Source organism: Niallia sp. FSL W8-0951 (genome assembly GCF_038006525.1).
Classification (GTDB): Bacteria; Bacillota; Bacilli; order Bacillales; family Cytobacillaceae; genus Niallia; species Niallia circulans.
The window spans coordinates 2,775,528-2,795,928 of record NZ_JBBOVK010000001.1; the positions used below are offsets into that span (position 1 = coordinate 2,775,528).

Genomic DNA, 20,401 nt, shown 5'->3' on the forward strand with positions numbered 1-20,401 from the left:
AACTTCTATGAAAATAGAAATTTCCTCCTGTCAAACTAACACTCTATCTAAAAGTTCACCAATGAATCTAGTTTTACTGGCATGCCAGTTTTTATAGAAATATTTCCGGCAATCCCTGTTAAAATAGATTTCACGCCGTCAATATGGGTGGCGGCACGATGAAACCGATCTTCGACAGGCTCCCCAAATATATCGCGAAGCAATATTGGATCTCCTCCACCATGACCACCCTCTCCCTCTTCTATCTCTACTTCATATGGTTTTCCTAGCATAGGATGCACAGTAATAGATTTTGAGGATAAGGCTCCTTCCTCTTCCTTATTACCTCCTGAATTAACATATGATTTTTCGACTACGTTGACTTCTAATCTGCCCTTTGATCCATTAAAAACAACATTGAATCCTTCCCACGGTGCATAAGCATGTAAAGAATAAGTGAGAATCGCTTTATTTTTAAACTTAGCTATTAACCCTAATGTGTCTTCTGTGCTAATACCATCTCCAAACACACTTTGATCTCGCTGATATCCATCTTCTTTTTCGGCATTCAGATACATTTCCTTTAAGTGCTCATTTTTTTCTAAATGTAAGGCAAAATGATCCGATTTTGCATATTTACTGCCATAAGCTCTTTGATAAAACTTAGTTTCTCCGCGTTTTTCCGCATTTTCTCTTCCATAAAACATCAAGTCCCCCATTGCTAAAACAGTATCTGGATAGGACTGCAGCCAGAAATTAACAAGATCAAAATGATGAGTTGATTTATGAACAAGCAAGCCGCCACTATTCCGTTTATCCCGATGCCATCTTCTAAAATAATCAGCTCCATGCTCTGTATTCAGCAGCCATTCAAAATGTACAGCATGCACATCTCCAATTACTCCATCTTCAATTAATTCTCTAATTTTGGTATTATGGGGAGCATAGCGATAGTTAAAAGTTACTCGTAGTTTTCTATTTGTACGTTCCACTGCATCTAAAATACACTGTGCCTTTTCTTCGTCAATCGTCAATGGCTTTTCTGTAATAACGTCACATCCCAATTCCATCGCTTTTATTATATATGTATGATGGGTGCGATCCATTGTTGTAACAATGCAGTAATCTGGGGTTTGGTCTTTCAGCATTTGTTCAAATTGATCTGCTGTATATGTTGGAACCTTTTTATAACTATACTTTGATTCTAATAGATGGTTAGCATAATCCATTCTCGTTTGATTTAAATCACAAAAACCTACTAAATCTGCAGTATCTCGAAAATCTCGCGCAACTGCTCCATAAAAAAATTCCGCCCGTCCACCTGTTCCCACTAATGCATATGTTTTCTTCTTCATAATTTTTCCTCCTTATTGTTTAACCATTTTGATTACTGCCTAACATAAACTTATTGTTGTTTTTAACCACATCAAGAAACTTTGTATACATGGAAAGTACTATAAGCACACACAATAGAAAACGTTTACATTTTATTAATAAATTAATGAAGCTATCTGCTGTGCAATATTTACAATCGAGGATCAAAATAAATAGAGAGTACAATTGAAAATAACAACGTTGTTATTTTCGATTATAAAGGAACTTTCCCTATATATCAACCATCTAAAAGTCCCCTTTTACCACATCCTTATGTGAAAATACAACATAATTAGATTGATAGCTCCTAATACCACTTTGTTATTAGGAGCTACAAGCATTATATTTGGGACATTATTATTTTGTAGCTATAGGCCGGAATTTTATATGTTCCCTCCACTAATTTTTTCTTACTTTTCCAATCCCAACTATTTTCTGGCACGGTTATGTCACCAGTTCCTCCATCCATATTTATCGCAACCCAGTAAGTGGCATTCCCTCCGATTCTCGGGATAAGAACAGTACCAGGAGTGGCTTTTATCTCCCGTCTTATAGCAGCTATTTCTGCATAATGCTGAATCAATGCCTCCAGCATTTCTTCTCCTGATTTGCCAAGGGGAAAACTGCCAAGCATAACTATTTTTCCTTTGCCCCTTTTAGTCTCTTTGATAAATGTTCCTCCAGCACCTAGTCCTTCTTTGATTAAGCCTATATTTCCTTCTTTTTCGGTATTAAAAATAGTGCTCCATAAGCCTAACTCTGCTGTGATTCCAAACGCTTCCCCTAATGTATTCGTTCCGTCTAATGGATTTGTAAATAAAGCCTCCGTACCTGCTGCCTTTTCTAGCTCTCCAAGTGCACAATCTGTATGGATAGTATGTTCACTCGTACGTCCTCCGGTAAGCGGGCCCACAATCCAAATCCCTCCTTTTTCAACAAATGTTTCGGCTCTTTTTATATACTCTGTTGAAAGATAAGGAATAAATGGGGTAAACAATATTTTATAACCATCTAAGTCTGCTTTTTCCATAATCAAGTCACGTTGAATGCCCAAAGAAAGGAAGCGTTCATAAAAACTCGTTAAAATCTGTTTATATTGAACTCCATTAAATGGCTCTGTTTGAAAATAGGCTTTAGCCTGGTCCGAATAGCAAATCGCCACCTCTGCTTGCTTTGGCCTTGTATGAAGCAGAAGCGGTTCTAATTCTTTTCGAATTCGTTCTACTTCTAATACATTTTTATAACCAATTGTTGGATTTCCCCAAGCACTAATAACAGATCCATGAGAAATCTCACAACCGCTTCGCTGTTGTCTCCAAAGCCAGTAGCAAAAACCTTCAGCTCCTGCAGCATAAGCATATGCTGCTTCTGCCTGCAAATAACCATCTAAATGTGGATTTGCATATCTTTCCAGTGATGCACTAAAAGAAGTACTTGTTTCCATCAGCCAAAATGGGCTATCTTTCTTTATGTTTCTATACAAATCACACAGCATCATAAAGGAACTAGCATTTTCCTGGACCGCATATGTATCAAAAGAAGCAAAATCTAGATTTTCAAACAATAATGCTTGATCCAGATCAAAAAAGACTGTTGCATTATGTGTAATAGGTGCATTTGAATGTTGACGAATAATAGCGGCTTGCTCTGTTGCAAACTCTGCTATTTTTTCATGTGTGAATAATTTATACATTGTTAATAAAGATGCATTATGCAAAAAAGGTGTTTGTTTAGGCTGTGGAATTTGTTCAAATGTTTGATAGTATTGGCTCCATATATGTGTGCCCCACGCTTCATTTAAATTTTCAATTGTTTCATACTTTTGTTTTAACCAACGATGCCATTCAGATTTACAAGTATCACAAAAGCAGTCTCCGACATGACATTTAAATTCGTTATCTAACTGCCAGGCAATGATACCAGGCAGCTCTCCTAACTCCTTTGCCAGTGTCTCCGTTATAATGGCTGCCTTTTCACGAAAATAGCCATTATTTGTACATACATGCTGCCTTGCTCCATGACTCATAACAGTACCATTTTTATCTACATACATACGTTCTGGATGTTGATAGGACATCCAGATTGGCGGTGTTGCAGTCGGTGTGCATAGGATAGTATCAATACCATTATCTTTCAATTTCTTAATCACTTCTTTCAAAAAAGAAACATTCACATTTCCTTCTTCTTTCTCGATAAAGGACCAAATAAATTCACCTATACGCACCACATTAATTCCTACTTCTTTCATTAGTTGGATGTCTTCTTCAATAATTTCTTGATCCCATAGCTCTGGATAGAAGGCTGCACCATGATATAACTTTTGCAAATTTATTTCCTCCTCCTTATAACTTTCTGCTAACAATAACTGTATAAAAATTCGGATAGACATAAAATCGCTAATGACTGTCCATATGGCATCGTAGTCATCGGAATTTGGCGATAAAATTCCAGTGTTTCTCCCATTCCAGTTCCTACTGATACTTTTTGTAAAGCACCTTGTTCATTTATTTCTTGGATAATTGCCTGTACTGCCTTTAAAGCAACCTCTTTATATTCCGAGCCAATGTACCTTTTGTGAACTGCTTTCAATATTCCGTACGCAAAGCCAGCCGTGGCGGATGCCTCTAAATAGGAGGATCGATCGGTAATCAAGGTATGCCACATACCTGTTTCATGTTGATATTCTTTTAATCTCTCTATCTGCCTAGTTAGTGTCTCTAATAAATATTCACGAAAGAAATCTCCCTTTGGCAGTTCAAGCAAATCGATTATTTCAGGAATAGCAATGGTAATCCAGCAATTACCTCGTGCCCATAGAGCCTCCGCAAAATGGTGATCCCCCTCAAACGTCCAGCCATGGAACCATAATCCCGTTTTTCGATCACACAGATATTTTGTATGAATTAGAAACTGCTTTTTCGCTTCTTCTATATACATTTGGTTATGAAGCAGTTTTCCAATTTTTGCAAGAGGTAAAACAGTCATCATTAGTGTATCATCCCATAGCTGATTTTTATTTTCAGGTCCAAAGGTCATGTGCTGAAGTCCACCTTCTTTTGTCCTTGGCATTTCATATAGCACCCAGTCAGCCCACTTCTCTAAATAAGGTAAATACGTTTGATCCCTTGTATCTTCATATAGGTATGCCAAGGTAAGCAGAGGCGCCATCGTATTGACATTTTTAGGTGGAACTCCCTCTTTTAATCTTCGGTAATACCATTCTGTGATTATTTGCTTTGCCTTTTGATCATTCGATATTTTCCAATAATTATAGATTCCATATAAGCCTACACCCTGTGGCCAATTCCATACTTCCCAGCTTTTATCATCCACCACAACTCCATCAAAATGTAGTAAGTACTCACCTGTTTGATCTTTAATACTCGCTAAATTCTCTATCAACTTTTCTATCGAACCAACCACTTTTTGTTTTTCTAACAAAAGTCTTGTATCAACCATCTCTTTCCCTCCATGTAAAGAATAAAGAAAATGTTCAACTGAAAAGATCTCTTTTTTCCGCTGCTATTTTAAGCCACTTGTACTGATACCTTCCACAATATACTTTTGGAATACGAAGAAAATCAAAATAACTGGTAATAATGAGACAACAGACATAGCAAACATTGCTCCCCAATTTGATGCTGACTCCGTATCTAAAAATAATTTTAGAGCTAGAGAAACAGGGTACAATTCTGCTTTATTTAAATATAAAACTGGATTGATTAAATCCTCCCATTTCCAATAAAACGAAAATATAGAAGATGTTGCTAACGCAGGTGTTATCAAAGGTAATATGATGCGAAAGAAGATACTAAAGCGGCCGCACCCGTCTATTCTAGCTGCTTCATCTAACTCTACAGGGATGGTACGAATAAACTGGACAATTAAAAAGATGAAAAAGGCATGCCCAAAAAACTGTGGAACAACGATTGGTTTAAAACTATTTATCCAGCCTATTTTGGCAAAGATGATATATTGAGGAATCATTAATACTTCGTGTGGAAGCATCATCGTCACCATCATGCATGCAAACCAAAAGCTTTTGCCTTTAAACTGAATTCTCGCAAATCCATAAGCGATTAGCGCAGATGAAACTACCGCACCAATGGTGGAAAGTCCAACAATAATCAAGGAGTTTTTAATGAAAGTACCAAAAGACTGTCCAGCAATTCCCTGCCAGCCATCTGCATAGTTGGTCCAAATAAATCTTTCCGGAATAAGCGAATGAGCAGTAACAAAGATAGAGGAACTTTCTTTAAAGGAGCTCACAATTAACCATATGACAGGATAGAGCATAATAATAGCAATGATGCTAGTAATCAGATGAAAGAGTATTTTTTTCGGTCTTATCTTTTTTCTTTTCTTTTCTATTGTTGGCCTGATGTCTGGTTCGATAACATTATTGGTTGCTTGTTTAAATGTCTCCACCTTTATTAATCCTCCTTCGACTCGTAATAAACCCATAAAGATGATGTTTTAAATAAAATGAGTGTGGTAAGGCCTACGATAATCAACATTACCCATGCCATGGCAGAAGCATATCCCATTTGGAAAAAGTTAAATGCTTTTTGGAATAAATAAAGTGGGTATAGTAAAGTACCATCTAGAGGACCACCCTCCCCTTTAGAAATAATGTAAGCTGGTGTAAAAGTCATAAAGGCAGATATTGTTTGCATGACTAAATTAAAAAAGATAATGGGGCTTAAAAGCGGTAATGTAATTTTGAAAAATTTGCGAATAGCATTTGCGCCATCTACACTTGCCGCTTCATAATATGTTGGCGGAATATTTTTTAGTCCTGCCAGGAAGATAAGCATGGAAGAACCAAACTGCCATACAGCAAGTAGAATCAATGTCCATAAAGCGCTTGTCGGATCTTGATACCACAGAATCTTGTTATCAATCCCCATAAAGAACAATAGCGCATTGATTACTCCTTCGTTACCAAAAATATTACGCCACATAATCGCAACTGCCACACTACCTCCGATAATCGATGGAAGATAAAAAAGTACGCGGTAAATCCCTATTCCTTTCATGTTTTGGTTTAAAAGCATTGCTACAAATAAAGCAAACATTAAACGTAGAGGAACCCCTGCAAGTACATAATAAAAAGTAACACTTAATGATTTCCAAAACTTCTCATCTCCAAAGAACATTTCTTTATAATTACCAAGCCCTATCCATGTCGGGGTTGTAAATAAATCATAATTAGTGAAGGATAAGTATAAGGAAATAAGCATCGGAACAACGGTAAATGTTGTAAATCCAATAATAAATGGTGATATAAAAGCATATCCGGATAAATTATCTTTTAATGCACGTGATTTCATAACGAAGACAACTCCTCTCTAATCAGAAATAAAGCACGAATCATTCAAAATAGAACTTTTCGTGCATTTGGTCAAGGTTGGATATGTGCTTTCATGAAAATGTTCTTTAATAGATAGCTACAGGAGCTCTCTATTTATTTCTTCCTAGAATTTCATTTGCTTGTTCTCTAAATTTCTTTGCACCTTCTGCTGGCTTAATTTGTTTAAATAATATTTGATCGGAAACATCTTTCAGTGCTTTAATTACTTCTGCACTTCCAATCGGATCTGGCGGATCTGCCTGGCTTGCATGTTGTGCCGCAGCTTCTACGTATTCGACAATTTTTGTTTCTGACTCGCTTAACTCTGGCTTGATTGCCTCAGATACTTCAGTAGAAACTGGTACTCCTCTTTCTCCTTTAATCAATTTATTTGCTTCCACATTATTCACAAAGTAATCAATAAATTTTGCTGCCTCTTCTTTTACCTTCGAACTTTTCGGAATAGAGAATAACATACTTGGTTTTAAGAATAAGGCACTTTCCTGTTCTTGGGCTGGAGGAAAGTTAATGGTAAGAGAATCATCGGTTAATTGAGAGAATGCTAAGTATTGATTAGAGTAATTCCATGTAAATCCAGTAGCACCTTTTACGATAAAATCATCTTCCATCCCTTTTATTTGTGCTTGTTCATCTGGTGTTGGAGATGCATCTGCCTCAATTAAGCGCAATTGTCTTTCAAAGTAATCAATAAATAATTGATCATCCTCGTAAGCTAACCCTGTACCATCTTCCTTATAAAAACGCTCCCCTTGTGTTCTTAAATAATACGGAAAGAATACATCTGGGGGATGCATCCCATTCGAACCATAGATTCCTAGTTTTTCTTGTAGCAGCAAGGCTGTTTTTTCATAGTCATCCCATGTCCAAGTTTGGCTGTCAAACTCAATTCCAGCCTCTTTTAATAAGCGATCATTGGAAATAACGGATAATACATTCACACCTGCTGGTAACCCATAAAGGCTATCATCGATTTTCCCTCCTGAAATATTATTTTCAGGAATATTTGCTGTATCTATTGTTCCATTTTCAAGATAAGGTGTTAAATCTTCCAATTGTCCTTTTTCACCGTACTGAGATAAATAGGCCATATCCATTTGAATTACATCAGGTAATTGGTTTGCTGCCGCCTGCGGAGCTAACTTTTTCCAATAATCATCCCAGTTAGCAAACTCTGGCTCGATGTTCACATTAGGATTTTCCTTTTCATACATCTCAATAACTTTTGTTGTGTAATCATGACGAGGCTGACCACCCCACCACGCAAACCGGATGGTAATCTTGTCGCTGCCATTTTTTCCATCTGATTCGTTACTGCTAGATGCACTACAACCGCTAAATGCTGTTACCACAAACAGACTTAAGGCTAAAATGAGAATCTTCCTCACCAAATCCCCCTCTTCCTTCTTTATTGTAAGTGCTTTCATCATGATTCTAAATGTTATTACCACATGATGGAATATAAAAAATAGAGAAATCCTGTTTAAAAAACAGAGGTATTTATTTTAGAAAATTCATCAGTAAAAAGCTCCTAATCTCTTCTTTCCCAAAGAGATTAGGAGCTTTTTATCGTGCGTTCTTATATTCAGAAGGGGTATATCCCGTATGTTTTTTAAATACCTGACTAAAGTATTGCGGATTATCGCCGAATCCAATCATTTCTGCCAGTGTTAGTATTTTTACATCATCCGTCTTCTGAATTTCTTCCATTGCCTTATTCACTCTCATTCTCGTCACATATGTCGAAAACTTTTCCCCTGTTTCTTGCTTAAATAATTTGCCTAGATAATCTGCATTCATATAAACCTGTTTAGCAACCCACTTTAAAGAAAGGGCTGGATTGCTTAATTCACTATTAATTATTTCTTTCATTTGCTCGATTATATGCGACTGAGAAGATTTATGTTTTTCATAATAGATAAAGGTGATTTCCTTTGTATGATGGAGTAAAAACTCCTTCATGGCCTGAATGCTATCGACTTCTAGTAAATAAGAGATTTTCCCCATATAGTCAGGCAGACTTTTAGCCCAGCATGTTTGGATCATGGTGAGAAAAAGTTGAATAACATAGGTTCTTGTCAAATGAATCGGATCTCTTTTAGCTGCAATCTGCTGGAATATATCGTCCATCTCTTGCTTTACTTTATTCCAATTTCCTGATTTTATTTCTAAAAACAATGGTAAATCTCCAAATTCCAAGTTATTTATTTCCTGTTCCTGCTGAATATCTTTTTTTGTTATTATGCTTCCCTCTCCTAAATAAAAACGATGACTTAGACATTCAAGCGCTTCTTGATAAAGTTTTCGCGTTAATGTAATAGGACCTGCTCCGCTCACAGCAACCGTCATATCCATTTCGTAGACAGCATAGAAATTTTTACGGATCTCTTCAATTCTCTCTTGTAATTCATCCTGGCCATTATTTTCATCTACTAGAAACAAAATATATTCTCCGATATTAGACGATAGAATAGGTGATCCAAAAATGTCACTTCCAACATTCTCTAACATAAATAAATGTTCATAGTTAAAATCTCCTTCGAGATGAAACAGCACAACAAAAACTTTCTTATCTTCTAATCTAGTATGAAAAATTCTTTGATAATAGGCTAAAACGTTTTTTTCTGATTTTTTACTAGTAACAAGCTCTGTCAGTAATTGCTTTTTTACAAAAGGCTGCACAGTATCCATTTTCTTTTTCATTTCTAGCAAGTAACGCTTTCTTTTTTCTTTCATCCGAATTTCACTAATCGTCTGTTGAATCGCTTCCATAATTTGCTTTTCGTTACAAGGCTTTAATAAATAATGTTTAACTCCATACTCCATTGCTTTTTTCGCAAAATGAAATTCGGAAAATCCAGATAGAAGGATAAAATGAATAGAAGGATATTCCTTTTTAATTTTAGAAACTAACTCAACGCCATTTAATCCCGGCATCTTTATATCACTAATAACAATATGCGGCTGTAAATTTTTAATTAATTGATAGGCTTCCATCCCATTGGCAGCCTTACCCACGAGCCTTGTATGTAACATATCCCAGTCAATAATACTAGAAATGCCATCTAAAATGATTTTTTCATCATCTACTAGGATTACCTTATACATGTTCTCACCGCCATTTATTTGGAATAATTAGATGTACTTGTGTTCCTGTTCCTCGTTTACTTTTAATTATTAAACCAAATTCCTCACCATATAGAAGCTTTATCCGTGAATCAATATTATAGAGGCCGATTCCAGTTCCTCTTGTTTTTACTTCCTGCTTTCTAACTCTTGCTAATAGTTCCTCCTCCATTCCTGGTCCATTATCCTCTACTGTAATATGCAAATTATTTTCTCTAAGAACAGCACGGACCGTTATTTTGCAAGGCTCTATCATCTGTTCGAGTGCATAATGAATAGCATTTTCTACGAGCGGCTGAATCATCAATTTAGGTATATAGCAATTTTTCGTCTCTGGAGGTATCATTTTATGAAAAGTTAAGCGGTCACCATATCGATATTTTTGTATTCTTATATAATGATCTACAATAAATATCTCCTCTTCTAACAGAACTGCATCATTTTTTGCACTAATGGCATTCCGCAATAAGTAACCCAATGACTCCACCATACTGGAAATATCAGTTTGCCGATTCATCTTTGCCTGCCAATTAATCGATTCCAATGTGTTGTATAAAAAATGGGGGTTTATTTGTGCCTGTAATGCTTTAAATTCTGTATCCTTAATTAATAATTGTTTCTCATAGTTTTCTTTGATTAATGTATTAATACGTTCAATCATCAAGATAAAATGATCAGTAAGAATGCCGATCTCATCATTCGCTTGCACAGGCTGCAATGTATTTTTTATGGATAAATCTCCTTTTTGGACATTTTTCATCGCAGACACTAACTGTTCTATTGGCTTTGTCAGTTTACTAGAAAAAACGACTGCCATAAATAAAACAACTAAGTTCAGCAAAAAGAAAATCGCCAGCATAATGTATTTTGTAGTTTGCACTTTTGCAATAATCGAATCAAATGACACAATATTCCAATAAACCCAGTTAACATAGGAGGAAGAAGTATGTGTAATAAAGTATTTCTGACCGCCTATTGACTGAATTTCATAGCCGACCTTCTGATTCGGCAAATAGGGAATATTTTCTATTTCTTTGAATATTCCTTTATAAAAGAATTGATTATCTTCTCCGCTAATCATCATATTACTTGTCACTTTATTATTTTCTGATACACTGTCTTCTACAATTTTATCTACATTGACTTGAATAAGGAGTGTGCCTAAATTATCTAAACTCAAGTTCTGATGGGTTCTGATTTTGCGAATAGCAAAGATCTTATTGCTGTCTGTCTCTGTTACCCACTGGTTAGCTCCTTTTTTTCCTTCTCCTATCTCAATCCATTTCTCCTTTTTTTTTGAAATCATGGATGATGTATATCCGCCAGCTCGATATTCCCTTCCATTTGCATCAAATATGTGAATCGCATGAATATATTTTGAAGAGCCCACGTACTCTGTCAGCAGATCCCAAAGCTGGTTATCCAGCTGATAGCGCTGGTAAGGATTGGAGTCCATCTTTATTTCCGAAAGAATTTTTTGAATTTTATTATCTGACATGAGGGAAAAGGAGACTTCCTCAATACTTTTTAATTCTTTTTCTAATTGCTTGGATGACATATGCAAGACATCCGTTGTCTTTTGATAATACAATTGATCGTATACATGAAAGGCATATTGAAATCCAATTAATATAAAGGATAAGGAACCAACCATTATGAATAAAATGGTTAACGTCAACTTTTTCTTTATTTTTAACTGTCGGTATTTATTTATAATAGAAAAAATGAAATGTTTCATCGTTAACCCCTTTTCATTTTTAAACAATCCTTTGTTGGGTCATTTTCTTTAAACGATGATCAACACTGCCAAAAGCTCTGGCAGCCAGCCAAGTAATAACAAATGCAAGGCTACTAATACTAAAGAATAGAAGAAGCGTTATATGAAGTGATGCCAGAAAAGCTATACAAAATACAGCCATAAAGATTCCTACTGTATGGGCGGGACGTAGAAACCCGATAACAAATGCATATTTTATGTATTCTAATAACTTGAGATCGTAGTATGTGTAAACTGGTAGAAGATATAAAAAAGTCGTACTAAAAAAAAGAAGTAATCCACAAATAAAAAAAGAAGAAGTGTTGTGGGGCCATCCAATATGCCGATAATCCGAAAATCCATATAAAGTAACAGGAAAATAAGCATGAAAATCATCCCAAGAATATTGCCTTTCCACCAATCTTGCTTATAGCTGGCCCAAAATAGAGGAAAAATGCGGATATCCCTTTCCACATTCACCCATTTTTTTGTAATGGAAAACATAGCAATACTTGCTGGCATCCATCCAAAAAAGCCTAATCCTAAAAATGTAAAAAATATCCATAGTAAATTTACGTAGGCTAGTCGCGTTACCCATTCGCAAAACTTATAAGCACCATTTGTTAAACTGTGTACCAATCTCCCATCTCCCTTATTACATTTTTATTTATTGTACACCAAATTTGTAAGCCTTTACATACAATTATGTAAAGAAAAGGAAAGCAATCAAAAAATTTTAATAACTATCAAAGACTGGAGTGCTTTAACTGACTCTATCGCTCCCTTCGGATAGGATTCATTCATAAATGAAAAAAATTGGTTTAAGCCTATCCAATTGCGGATATATCAAATACTGAAAAGACAAGTCCAACAGGAGGAGAAAACATGGCTTCTACTAAATTAGCAATACATGAAACGTTAGAATTACATGAAGTACTGACGTTAAAACAGAGTTGTCTCGTAAAATCCTATGCATTACAATCCCTGGTTGATGATGATACTTTAAAAGCAATTTTAGATAATGATGTATCTAGTTCAGAGAAAGCAATCAAAGAACTACAGGAAATTCTAAAACAATAAAGGGACGGGTGATGGGAATGAGTTTCATGGATAAATTAAAGGCCACTGGAAAAATGTGTGATGAGTTAATTGCTACAGAGCTGCTGGTTTCTGCGAAAGCAACGGTAAGAACATATGCTGTTGCCTTAACAGAGACAGCTTCTCCACAAGTAAGAGAAATCCTAAAAAAACAACTCAATGAAGCGATTGACAATCATGCTAAAATCGCCAATTATATGATAAAAAATGATATGTATTATGCCTATGATGTGGATAAACAATTAAAGCATGATAAAGAAAAATTAGACATATCATTAGAATTAGTAAAATAAATTAAAAGAAGGAGATAAGTGATATAGTCAGCTTATCTCCTTCTTTTTAAACTTCAAATCAATATTTTAATATTTTGGGTTTAATTATGTTTATAATAGGGTAAAGTAGTTTATCAAAAACTATTATTTGTGTAGTTTAGTATATTTCATACTTAAATTAAATCCATGGGAGTAACGAAAATGAACACAATAATGTACATAAAGGACGAATTAAAAAATTTCATTAATGAGAATGGGAATACCTTCAATCAAAAATTACTGACAGAAGCAACAAATGTTTCTATAAAAATTACCGATATATTAAATAAAGGAAATATTGATTTGTTAAAAAATGCCAAAAAACTGATATTTTACACAGTAGATCAACAAGAAGCAGATTTAATTTCTTTTGCCAAAGTAGAAGGAATTGCATGGGCTAAACACTCTTTGACCTTAGAATTAAAGCTAGAATGGGTCCAAGCCATCAGAAGAACCTTATGGCATTTTATTAGCATGATTGATGAGGAAAAGGATATCATACATAATCGCGAGGATTATTATGGAATGGAAAAATTATTTAACGAAAAGATAGATCAATTTTTAAATAATTTTTTCCTTAGCTATTCGCATTATAAAGATGAGATGTTGAATAAACAAAGAAAAATGGTTGAACATTTATCTGTTCCCATTATTCCGATTAAACAATCTATTTCCGTTTTACCATTAATCGGTACCATTGACTCATATAGAATTAAAGTTATTGAAGAGAAAGTTTTAAACGATATAGCAGATTCAAAAATTCAAACATTAGTGATAGATCTTTCGGGTACAGCAAAAATGGAAATGGATGTTATTGATTATTTTGAAAAAGTATTAGCTGGTATTTCGATGATGGGCTGTAACGCCATCCTTACTGGACTTAGACCAGAGTTAGTAAAAAAAATGGTGCATGCCGGTATTCATTTTGAAAAAAATGCTGAAACAAGAGGCACCCTCCAAGAAACCTTAAAGAATATTCTTTAAAACTCCTATTGAAAATACTTAGCATGGGTATTCAACCAAAGATAGTCATCTGAATATTGGTTGGATACCCATTATTTTTATTTTTCAATCGTTATAATGGTGGTTATTCCCCCGCAGCCTGAATACATTTTGTTTCCTAATGTGGCGAGTGTGGTTTCGTTTATCCTAAAAAGTCTCAGCCATTCTTGCAGCTGCTAAGGAGGGGCAACGTATATTAAGTTACTTAATTTTAAATAATATATTTTTTATGCGAAATTTTCCAATTCTCTTTCTATACTGGCTATCTTACATATTTATATCACCTGGCTGAATGGGATATAATGCTCCACCCAATGTAAACGATATTCTCCCTGTTTCCTCTGACACAACAATCACTAATGCATCTGATATTTCACTTAACCCAATGGCTGCTCTATGTCTTGTTCCTAATTTATCCTTGCCGTTAAATTTACTTGCAGTTGGAAATATATTGCCTGCAGAAATAATCGAATCCTCTTCGATTAACACTCCCCCATCGTGCAATGGGTTTCCAGGATAAAAAATTGCTTCTAGTAAAGAAGCAGATAATTTTGCATGTAAGGGGATTCCAGAATGAATCAATCTGTCTAAAGAATCCTTACGCTTAATAGCTATTAACGCTCCATGTCGTTTATCAGAAAGAGCTTGGGCGCTAGCAGTAAGGATTTCTAAATTCTTAGTATATGGCTTTAAATATAATTGTAAATAAAATGTAGCTGCACGATGATGAATACTTTTAAATAACTTATTTACTTCCTCAAAATCGTTTAAAATACAGCAATCTTTTTCATCCAGCGTATTTTTTAGTTCGCTAAGTTCCGCCTCTAAATCCTCCAGTAATTGATGCATCTCTTGGTTAAACTCATTAGGTAAATGGTTGTCTCCTTCCATACCAACACTCCCTTTTTTGTTACCTTGTCCAGCTTTAATGAATTTATACAAGCAAGATAATCATTCAAAGGGTTTTGCATGATTGTATTCCATTTTCACTAATGATAGACTGATAGTTGAATATTACTATGGGAGGAAAAATTTCACATATGAAATTTTGGACTTGGACTATTATTATTTTACTATCTGTTACCGCAATAGGTGTTTCTTCCTATTTTATTTTCCAATCATTATTTGACAGCAAATCACCCTTGCAGTCAGAAAACGACCGTCCAGTTGTGAAACAAGCTTCATCAGAGACAGAAGAAAGCTTTGATAAAGAACAGGTCAATACACCAGTCAATGAGGAAGTGGTTGTTCTGGCAGATGGTACAAGTGGACACACCTTTATTTCTAAATGGCATGATTTTTATAACAAAACATTAGGCTGGGGCAGACTAGAAACAACAAACTACGAGAAGCAAAAAGAAGCAGCTTCATCCATCCTGGAGGCTCTAAAGAACATAAAGGTTAACGATGAGCAAATTAAGCAGGATATTAATGATATTGGCGCAAATGCTCAAATAGTAGCAGAGAAAGATGATCGTGTCGCCATGCGAAATCTACATCGCTATTTTCATGATTTAGATATTTATTTTAATGGCTATAATTATGAGCAAACTTTTGGAATTACTGAATTTAGAGGGAACTAATCTTTAAGACGTTCCACTCTCTTTCCGTTTTTTTTAATGTTATTGGGCATTTTTACTTCATCATTATTTAAGTACTTTACGAATTATCTTCTCTTTCTTTTTCGTGTATGGTGGAAAAAGAAAGGGAAGATCTACTTTAGTACTCTTTCTAAGGATACTTTTTTGATGAGAGAATGTTTTAAAACTGTATTCACCGTGATAAGCTCCCATTCCCGAGGCACCTACACCGCCAAAAGGCAGACTAGGCGGGACAATGTGGGTTAACACATCATTAATACAAACACCTCCTGATGATAGGCAACGAATCACTTTCGCTTCTGTTTCCTTGTTATTTGTAAAAAGGTAGAGTGCTAACGGTTTCTCCAGCTTCCGAATCGATTCCATTGCGTCCTCTAGTTTTGTATAGGTTAAAATAGGCAAAAGCGGTCCAAAGATTTCTTCTTGCATTGTTGCGGAATCCCACGTAGCATCCAGTAGCGTGGGTTCAATAAAACGTGTATCTCGATTGTTCTTCCCGCCAAAAAGGATGGTCTTCCGATCAGCTTCTAGCATTGCAATTAAGCGCTGAAAATGTCGATCACTCACAATTCGGCCAAAATCTTCTTTATCTTCAATCTCTTCTCCAAAATAGTTTCCTAGTGTCTTTTCCATTTCGACAATCAATGGTTCTTTAACTGACTCATGCACCATAATATAATCTGGTGCTACACATGTTTGTCCGGCATTTAACGTTTTTCCCCATATAATACGCTTGGCCGCTACATTTAAATTTGCAGTCTCATCGATAATTACTGGACTTTTCCCACCTAATTCGAGCGTTACTGGTGTTAAGTGCTGAGACGCTGCTTCCATCACAATCTTCCCTACCTTCGTACTGCCTGTAAAGAAAATATAGTCAAAATCAGCGTGTATCAATGCTTGATTTGTTTCTATTCCCCCTTCTATTGCACTAATATAAGCAGGATTAAAGGTATTATTTATCATGTCCGTTACAACAGCTGAAACTGTTGGCACAAGCTCCGAGGGCTTTAAGATCGCACAATTTCCTGCAGCGATGGCCCCAATTAAAGGCTCGATTAATAATTGAAAAGGATAGTTAAATGGACCGATAATAAGAACCGTTCCATATGGCTCATATACAGTTTTCCCCCTTGAAGGAAATAGACTCCATGTACTTTTTGCTTTTTGGGGCTTCATCCATCTCTTCAAGTGTTTCGTTGTATGACGAATACTCTGAAGCACAAAGCCAATTTCAGAGGCATATGATTCAAAAGGATGCTTTCCCAAGTCTTTCTGTAGTGCCTTTATAAGAAGAAGTTCTTTTTCTAAAATAACATTTTTTAATTTTTCCAGCTGCTCTATTCGAAAAGAAAGGGGCAATGTTGCTTGCGTCGAAAAGAATGAATTTGTTTGTTCTAATCTTTGATTTACTTCCATTTTTTATTTACGCTCCCTTAATGGGTATTATTTTAATGATGAGTGTATCAAGTAATTCTTCCTATAAGCAAGTTTAAAAAAACACAGTTGAAAAATAACAATAAGGATTTCGCATAAGAATGAGGTTTCTTACACGAAATCCTTGTTATAAACTTTTATGTAAAACATTTAAAATAGTTCTCAACTCTTCTAATGGAATTTGTCCTGGTGCAGATGCCTTATTTGCTGCAGCAAATGTAATTGCAGACCCAAATACTTCTCCTGCCATCCTGCTCACAGCTCCTTTTCCTCCCATTGACATCGTGACAATCGGTTGATTGGGGGCTTCTTCCTTCATCGTAACAGTCGCATCTAATAATGCTATAACATCCTTAACTGATTTTGGCATGACCGCAATTTTGGGAATATCAGCACCTAGCTGGCGCGCCATTTGTAGGCGCGAAACAATTTCCTCCTTAGATGGTGTTTTGTCAAAATCATGATTAGATACGACAACGGCAATTTGTTTAGAATGGGCCATATTTACAACTTCTTTAATGGCTTCCGTCTCCATGAATAACTCTATGTCTAGTAAATCAATCAGTCCTGTTTCTAACACACTTTTGTTTAACGAGAAATATTCTTGCTCCTCTATTTGTCTTTCGCCCCCCTCTTTTGCTGTACGAAATGTAAATAGTAAAGGCATATTGCCAATTATTTCTCTTACTTGCTGCAGCATTTCTATTACCCTTTTTTTATTATCTATTTCTGTGAAATAATCTGCACGCCATTCAAGGATATCTATCCTCAGCTCCTTTAATGCTGCTGCCTCTTCCCTTAGCTCTTCTTTTGTTCTACCAATAAGAGAAACACAAATTTTCGGGATTCCTTCTCCAATAATGACCTCTCTTACCTTTATGCTTTTACTCACCATTTTCCCCTCCAAGAGCTTACTTTTAAGCCAGATCCAATGAATCTATAATAGCATCAACTGTTTCCTCTACCTTGTTTCCATCGGTTGTGACTTTCAGATGGTGGTTCCTATAAATTTCTTTTCTCGTATTAAATAACGCCTTTACTTCATCATCAGTCTTACCTTGCAGTACAGGTCTACTATCAATAATAAATGGGATTCTTTCCTTCCACGCCTTAAAGGACATATCGATATATAAAACTATCCCATTTTCTAGACAAGCATTGCGAATATCTTCTTGCAGAAAAGCTCCTCCTCCAAGCGAAATCACTTTTTCCTTCTGTTCCGATAACGCCTTAATCAGCTCTTTTTCCTTTTTCCGAAAAAAGGCTTCTCCATAATGGCTAAAAATTTCTGGAATGGTCATGTTATACTCTTCTTCTATCTGATGATCAACGTCTACAAATTCACGTTGAAGTTTTTTCGCTAATTCTTTTCCAATCGTCGTTTTTCCGACTCCCATAAACCCTATTAAAAAAATACTTTTCTCTTTCACTGATCCATTCTGCAGCATGAAATGAAGCCCCCTATAACTATATCCGGCAAAATCTTTCTTTTCATTATAAGGGAAATTGAGTCTTTATCCTAGCAGATTATTGGAATAAATCTGTTTCTTCTCACATATAATGCAGTGGATAAAAGCTATCTTCTTTTGAAAAAACACGTTTTTCTCCCATCCTATATTCTCATTCATGCTCCTACGTTCTCTATTAGCTATTTTTTCAATTTTCTAATCCTATCAAGTATTACGTAGTTTTAATAGTTAAATACAATTTATAAATTACTATTTTAGAACTTATTTATAATTATTATAAAATTATATTGATTTTTTAATTATAGATGATATTATAATATACATATGCTAAAGAACTAGATTTGAGGTGATTTTTTATATGTCAAATAATCGATTAACGACTAGCTGGGGAGCACCAGTTGGGGACAACCAAAATTCTATTACTGCTGGCCATCGTGGACCAACATTAATCCAAGATGTACATTTACTTGAAAAATTAGCTCATTTTAATAGAGAACGTGTGCCTGAGCGAGTTGTTCATGCTAAAGGGGCTGGAGCCCATGGATACTTCGAAGTGACAAATGACTTAACGAAATACACTAAAGCTAACTTCTTATCTGAAGTAGGAAAAAGAACTCCAATGTTTATCCGTTTTTCAACAGTTGCAGGGGAGCTAGGTTCTGCAGATACTGTTCGTGATCCACGTGGATTTGCGGTGAAGTTTTATACAGAAGATGGAAATTATGATATCGTTGGTAATAATACACCTGTATTCTTTATTCGTGATGCTATTAAATTCCCTGATTTCATCCATACACAAAAAAGAGATCCAAAAACACATTTAAAAAACCCAACAGCTGTATGGGATTTCTGGTCTCATTCCCCTGAATCTTTACATCAAGTAACTATCCTGATGTCAGATCGTGGTATTCCTGCAACGCTACGTCATATGCATGGTTTCGGAAGCCATACTTTTAAATGGGTAAACAAAGAGGGAGAAGGCGTTTGGGTTAAATATCATTTTAAAACAGAACAAGGGATTAAAAACCTGGATGTTAATTTAGCTGCTAAACTTGCTGGAGAGAATCCTGATTATCATACAGAAGATTTATTTAATGCAATAGAAAAAGGAGATTTTCCTGCTTGGACACTTTATGTGCAAATTATGCCATTAGAGGATGCCGATACGTATCGTTTTGATCCATTCGATGTAACAAAAGTATGGTCACAAAAAGATTATCCGTTAATCGAAGTTGGTCGTATGGTACTTGATCGCAACCCAGAAAACTATTTTGCAGAAGTGGAGCAAGCTACATTCTCTCCTGGAACATTAGTACCTGGTGTAGAAGTTTCACCAGATAAAATGCTACAAGGCCGTCTATTTGCTTACAGTGACGCACATCGCTACCGTGTAGGTGCAAACCATAATGCCCTTCCAATTAACCGTCCACGCAATGAAGTAAATAACTATCAACGTGATGGGCAAATGCGCTTTGATGGTAATGGCGGCGGTTCTGTTTATTATGAGCCAAATAGCTTTAGTGGTCCAAAAGAAACACCTGAAAACAAAACAACGCCATTTGCAGTATCTGGAGTAGCCGAAAGTGTAGCATATGATCATAATGATCACTACACACAAGCAGGAGATTTATACCGTCTAATGACCACAGAAGAACGCGAAAGATTAGTCGCAAATATTGTTGGCGCAATGAAACCTGTAGCATTAGAAGAAATCAAGCTTCGTCAAATCGGTCACTTCTACAAAGCAGATCCTGAATACGGCACAAAAGTTGCTGAAGGCTTAGGTCTAAGTGTTCCCGAAACAGTAAAATAATAATAATTGGCGAAAAACCCTCTTTTCTGAGGGTTTTTCTTTTCTATTTGGAGGAGGTTGTAAT

At 35.6% G+C, this 20,401-nt stretch carries 19 protein-coding genes; 5 read left to right on the forward strand and 14 right to left on the reverse strand.

Annotated features, from left to right (window positions below):
- Positions 1-47: 47 nt before the first annotated feature.
- From NSS71_RS13905 to NSS71_RS13950, 10 genes are all read right to left on the reverse strand, one after another.
- Complete coding sequence (locus NSS71_RS13905; RefSeq protein WP_047942310.1) at positions 48-1,334, reverse strand: Gfo/Idh/MocA family protein; 1,287 nt, start codon at positions 1,332-1,334, stop codon at positions 48-50.
- 359 nt (positions 1,335-1,693) lie between these two features.
- Entirely contained in the window at positions 1,694-3,679 is a 1,986-nt protein-coding gene (locus NSS71_RS13910; protein ID WP_341151764.1) for a beta-galactosidase, read from the reverse strand.
- 29 nt (positions 3,680-3,708) lie between these two features.
- Positions 3,709-4,812, reverse strand: a complete 1,104-nt coding sequence (bglB, locus tag NSS71_RS13915) for a beta-galactosidase BglB (RefSeq protein WP_341151765.1) — start codon at positions 4,810-4,812, stop codon at positions 3,709-3,711.
- 63 nt (positions 4,813-4,875) lie between these two features.
- Positions 4,876-5,748, reverse strand: a complete 873-nt coding sequence (locus NSS71_RS13920; protein WP_445668942.1) for a carbohydrate ABC transporter permease — start codon at positions 5,746-5,748, stop codon at positions 4,876-4,878.
- A 38-nt stretch (positions 5,749-5,786) separates the two neighbouring features.
- Positions 5,787-6,686 (reverse strand): carbohydrate ABC transporter permease, encoded by a 900-nt coding sequence (locus NSS71_RS13925; protein ID WP_047942313.1) that lies wholly within the window; start codon positions 6,684-6,686, stop codon positions 5,787-5,789.
- Positions 6,687-6,816: 130 nt separating this feature from the next.
- Complete coding sequence (locus tag NSS71_RS13930) at positions 6,817-8,112, reverse strand: ABC transporter substrate-binding protein (RefSeq protein WP_341151766.1); 1,296 nt, start codon at positions 8,110-8,112, stop codon at positions 6,817-6,819.
- Between the two features lie 178 nt (positions 8,113-8,290).
- Positions 8,291-9,832, reverse strand: coding sequence for a response regulator transcription factor (locus NSS71_RS13935; protein ID WP_047942315.1), 1,542 nt, complete (start codon positions 9,830-9,832; stop codon positions 8,291-8,293).
- A gap of 4 nt (positions 9,833-9,836) precedes the next feature.
- Entirely contained in the window at positions 9,837-11,588 is a 1,752-nt protein-coding gene (locus NSS71_RS13940; protein WP_336044858.1) for a sensor histidine kinase, read from the reverse strand.
- Between the two features lie 19 nt (positions 11,589-11,607).
- The gene (locus tag NSS71_RS13945) at positions 11,608-11,769 is read right to left on the reverse strand and encodes a hypothetical protein (protein ID WP_156485428.1); all 162 of its coding nucleotides are present in this window, start codon (positions 11,767-11,769) and stop codon (positions 11,608-11,610) included.
- Positions 11,770-11,831: 62 nt separating this feature from the next.
- Positions 11,832-12,245: a DUF624 domain-containing protein gene (locus NSS71_RS13950; RefSeq protein WP_336044859.1), complete on the reverse strand. Its 414-nt coding sequence runs from the start codon at positions 12,243-12,245 to the stop codon at positions 11,832-11,834.
- Between the two features lie 246 nt (positions 12,246-12,491).
- Here NSS71_RS13950 and NSS71_RS13955 point away from each other — a divergent pair, with 246 nt between their 5' ends.
- From NSS71_RS13955 to NSS71_RS13965, 3 genes are all read left to right on the forward strand, one after another.
- Positions 12,492-12,686 carry a hypothetical protein gene (locus NSS71_RS13955; protein ID WP_061799119.1) on the forward strand — a complete coding sequence of 65 codons (195 nt, stop codon included), beginning with the start codon at positions 12,492-12,494 and terminating at the stop codon, positions 12,684-12,686.
- A gap of 26 nt (positions 12,687-12,712) precedes the next feature.
- Positions 12,713-12,997 carry a spore coat protein gene (locus NSS71_RS13960; protein ID WP_144546536.1) on the forward strand — a complete coding sequence of 95 codons (285 nt, stop codon included), beginning with the start codon at positions 12,713-12,715 and terminating at the stop codon, positions 12,995-12,997.
- A 180-nt stretch (positions 12,998-13,177) separates the two neighbouring features.
- Complete coding sequence (locus tag NSS71_RS13965) at positions 13,178-13,999, forward strand: STAS domain-containing protein (RefSeq protein ID WP_095322146.1); 822 nt, start codon at positions 13,178-13,180, stop codon at positions 13,997-13,999.
- A gap of 285 nt (positions 14,000-14,284) precedes the next feature.
- On the opposite strand, the gene cdaS is transcribed toward NSS71_RS13965, so the two are convergent.
- A complete protein-coding gene (cdaS, locus tag NSS71_RS13970) occupies positions 14,285-14,908 on the reverse strand; it encodes a sporulation-specific diadenylate cyclase CdaS (RefSeq protein ID WP_047942320.1) in 624 nt (207 codons plus the stop codon).
- Between the two features lie 149 nt (positions 14,909-15,057).
- Between cdaS and NSS71_RS13975 the strand changes: the two genes are divergently transcribed.
- On the forward strand, positions 15,058-15,600 hold the full coding sequence (locus NSS71_RS13975) for a hypothetical protein (RefSeq protein ID WP_061799122.1): 543 nt from the start codon (positions 15,058-15,060) through the stop codon (positions 15,598-15,600).
- Positions 15,601-15,663: 63 nt separating this feature from the next.
- On the opposite strand, the gene NSS71_RS13980 is transcribed toward NSS71_RS13975, so the two are convergent.
- The 3 genes from NSS71_RS13980 to NSS71_RS13990 all read right to left on the reverse strand — a co-directional run bounded on the left by NSS71_RS13980 (position 15,664) and on the right by NSS71_RS13990 (position 18,503).
- Positions 15,664-17,037, reverse strand: a complete 1,374-nt coding sequence (locus NSS71_RS13980) for an aldehyde dehydrogenase (protein WP_144546534.1) — start codon at positions 17,035-17,037, stop codon at positions 15,664-15,666.
- A 145-nt stretch (positions 17,038-17,182) separates the two neighbouring features.
- A complete protein-coding gene (aroD, locus tag NSS71_RS13985; RefSeq protein WP_047942362.1) occupies positions 17,183-17,947 on the reverse strand; it encodes a type I 3-dehydroquinate dehydratase in 765 nt (254 codons plus the stop codon).
- A 25-nt stretch (positions 17,948-17,972) separates the two neighbouring features.
- Positions 17,973-18,503: a shikimate kinase gene (locus tag NSS71_RS13990; protein ID WP_336044860.1), complete on the reverse strand. Its 531-nt coding sequence runs from the start codon at positions 18,501-18,503 to the stop codon at positions 17,973-17,975.
- Between the two features lie 379 nt (positions 18,504-18,882).
- Here NSS71_RS13990 and katA point away from each other — a divergent pair, with 379 nt between their 5' ends.
- On the forward strand, positions 18,883-20,337 hold the full coding sequence (gene katA, locus NSS71_RS13995) for a catalase KatA (protein ID WP_336045433.1): 1,455 nt from the start codon (positions 18,883-18,885) through the stop codon (positions 20,335-20,337).
- Positions 20,338-20,401: the final 64 nt, after the last annotated feature.

Coding starts and splice junctions, on each gene's coding strand:
- NSS71_RS13905 (WP_047942310.1), bottom strand. CDS start 1,334: ATGAAGAAGAAAACATATGCATTAGTGGGAACAGGTGGACGGGCGGAA.
- bglB (WP_341151765.1), bottom strand. CDS start 4,812: ATGGTTGATACAAGACTTTTGTTAGAAAAACAAAAAGTGGTTGGTTCG.
- NSS71_RS13925 (WP_047942313.1), bottom strand. CDS start 6,686: ATGAAATCACGTGCATTAAAAGATAATTTATCCGGATATGCTTTTATA.
- NSS71_RS13935 (WP_047942315.1), bottom strand. CDS start 9,832: ATGTATAAGGTAATCCTAGTAGATGATGAAAAAATCATTTTAGATGGC.
- NSS71_RS13940 (WP_336044858.1), bottom strand. CDS start 11,588: ATGAAACATTTCATTTTTTCTATTATAAATAAATACCGACAGTTAAAA.
- NSS71_RS13945 (WP_156485428.1), bottom strand. CDS start 11,769: ATGGCTGTATTTTGTATAGCTTTTCTGGCATCACTTCATATAACGCTT.
- NSS71_RS13955 (WP_061799119.1), top strand. CDS start 12,492: ATGGCTTCTACTAAATTAGCAATACATGAAACGTTAGAATTACATGAA.
- NSS71_RS13960 (WP_144546536.1), top strand. CDS start 12,713: ATGGATAAATTAAAGGCCACTGGAAAAATGTGTGATGAGTTAATTGCT.
- NSS71_RS13965 (WP_095322146.1), top strand. CDS start 13,178: ATGAACACAATAATGTACATAAAGGACGAATTAAAAAATTTCATTAAT.
- cdaS (WP_047942320.1), bottom strand. CDS start 14,908: ATGGAAGGAGACAACCATTTACCTAATGAGTTTAACCAAGAGATGCAT.
- NSS71_RS13975 (WP_061799122.1), top strand. CDS start 15,058: ATGAAATTTTGGACTTGGACTATTATTATTTTACTATCTGTTACCGCA.
- NSS71_RS13980 (WP_144546534.1), bottom strand. CDS start 17,037: ATGGAAGTAAATCAAAGATTAGAACAAACAAATTCATTCTTTTCGACG.
- NSS71_RS13990 (WP_336044860.1), bottom strand. CDS start 18,503: ATGCTGCAGAATGGATCAGTGAAAGAGAAAAGTATTTTTTTAATAGGG.
- katA (WP_336045433.1), top strand. CDS start 18,883: ATGTCAAATAATCGATTAACGACTAGCTGGGGAGCACCAGTTGGGGAC.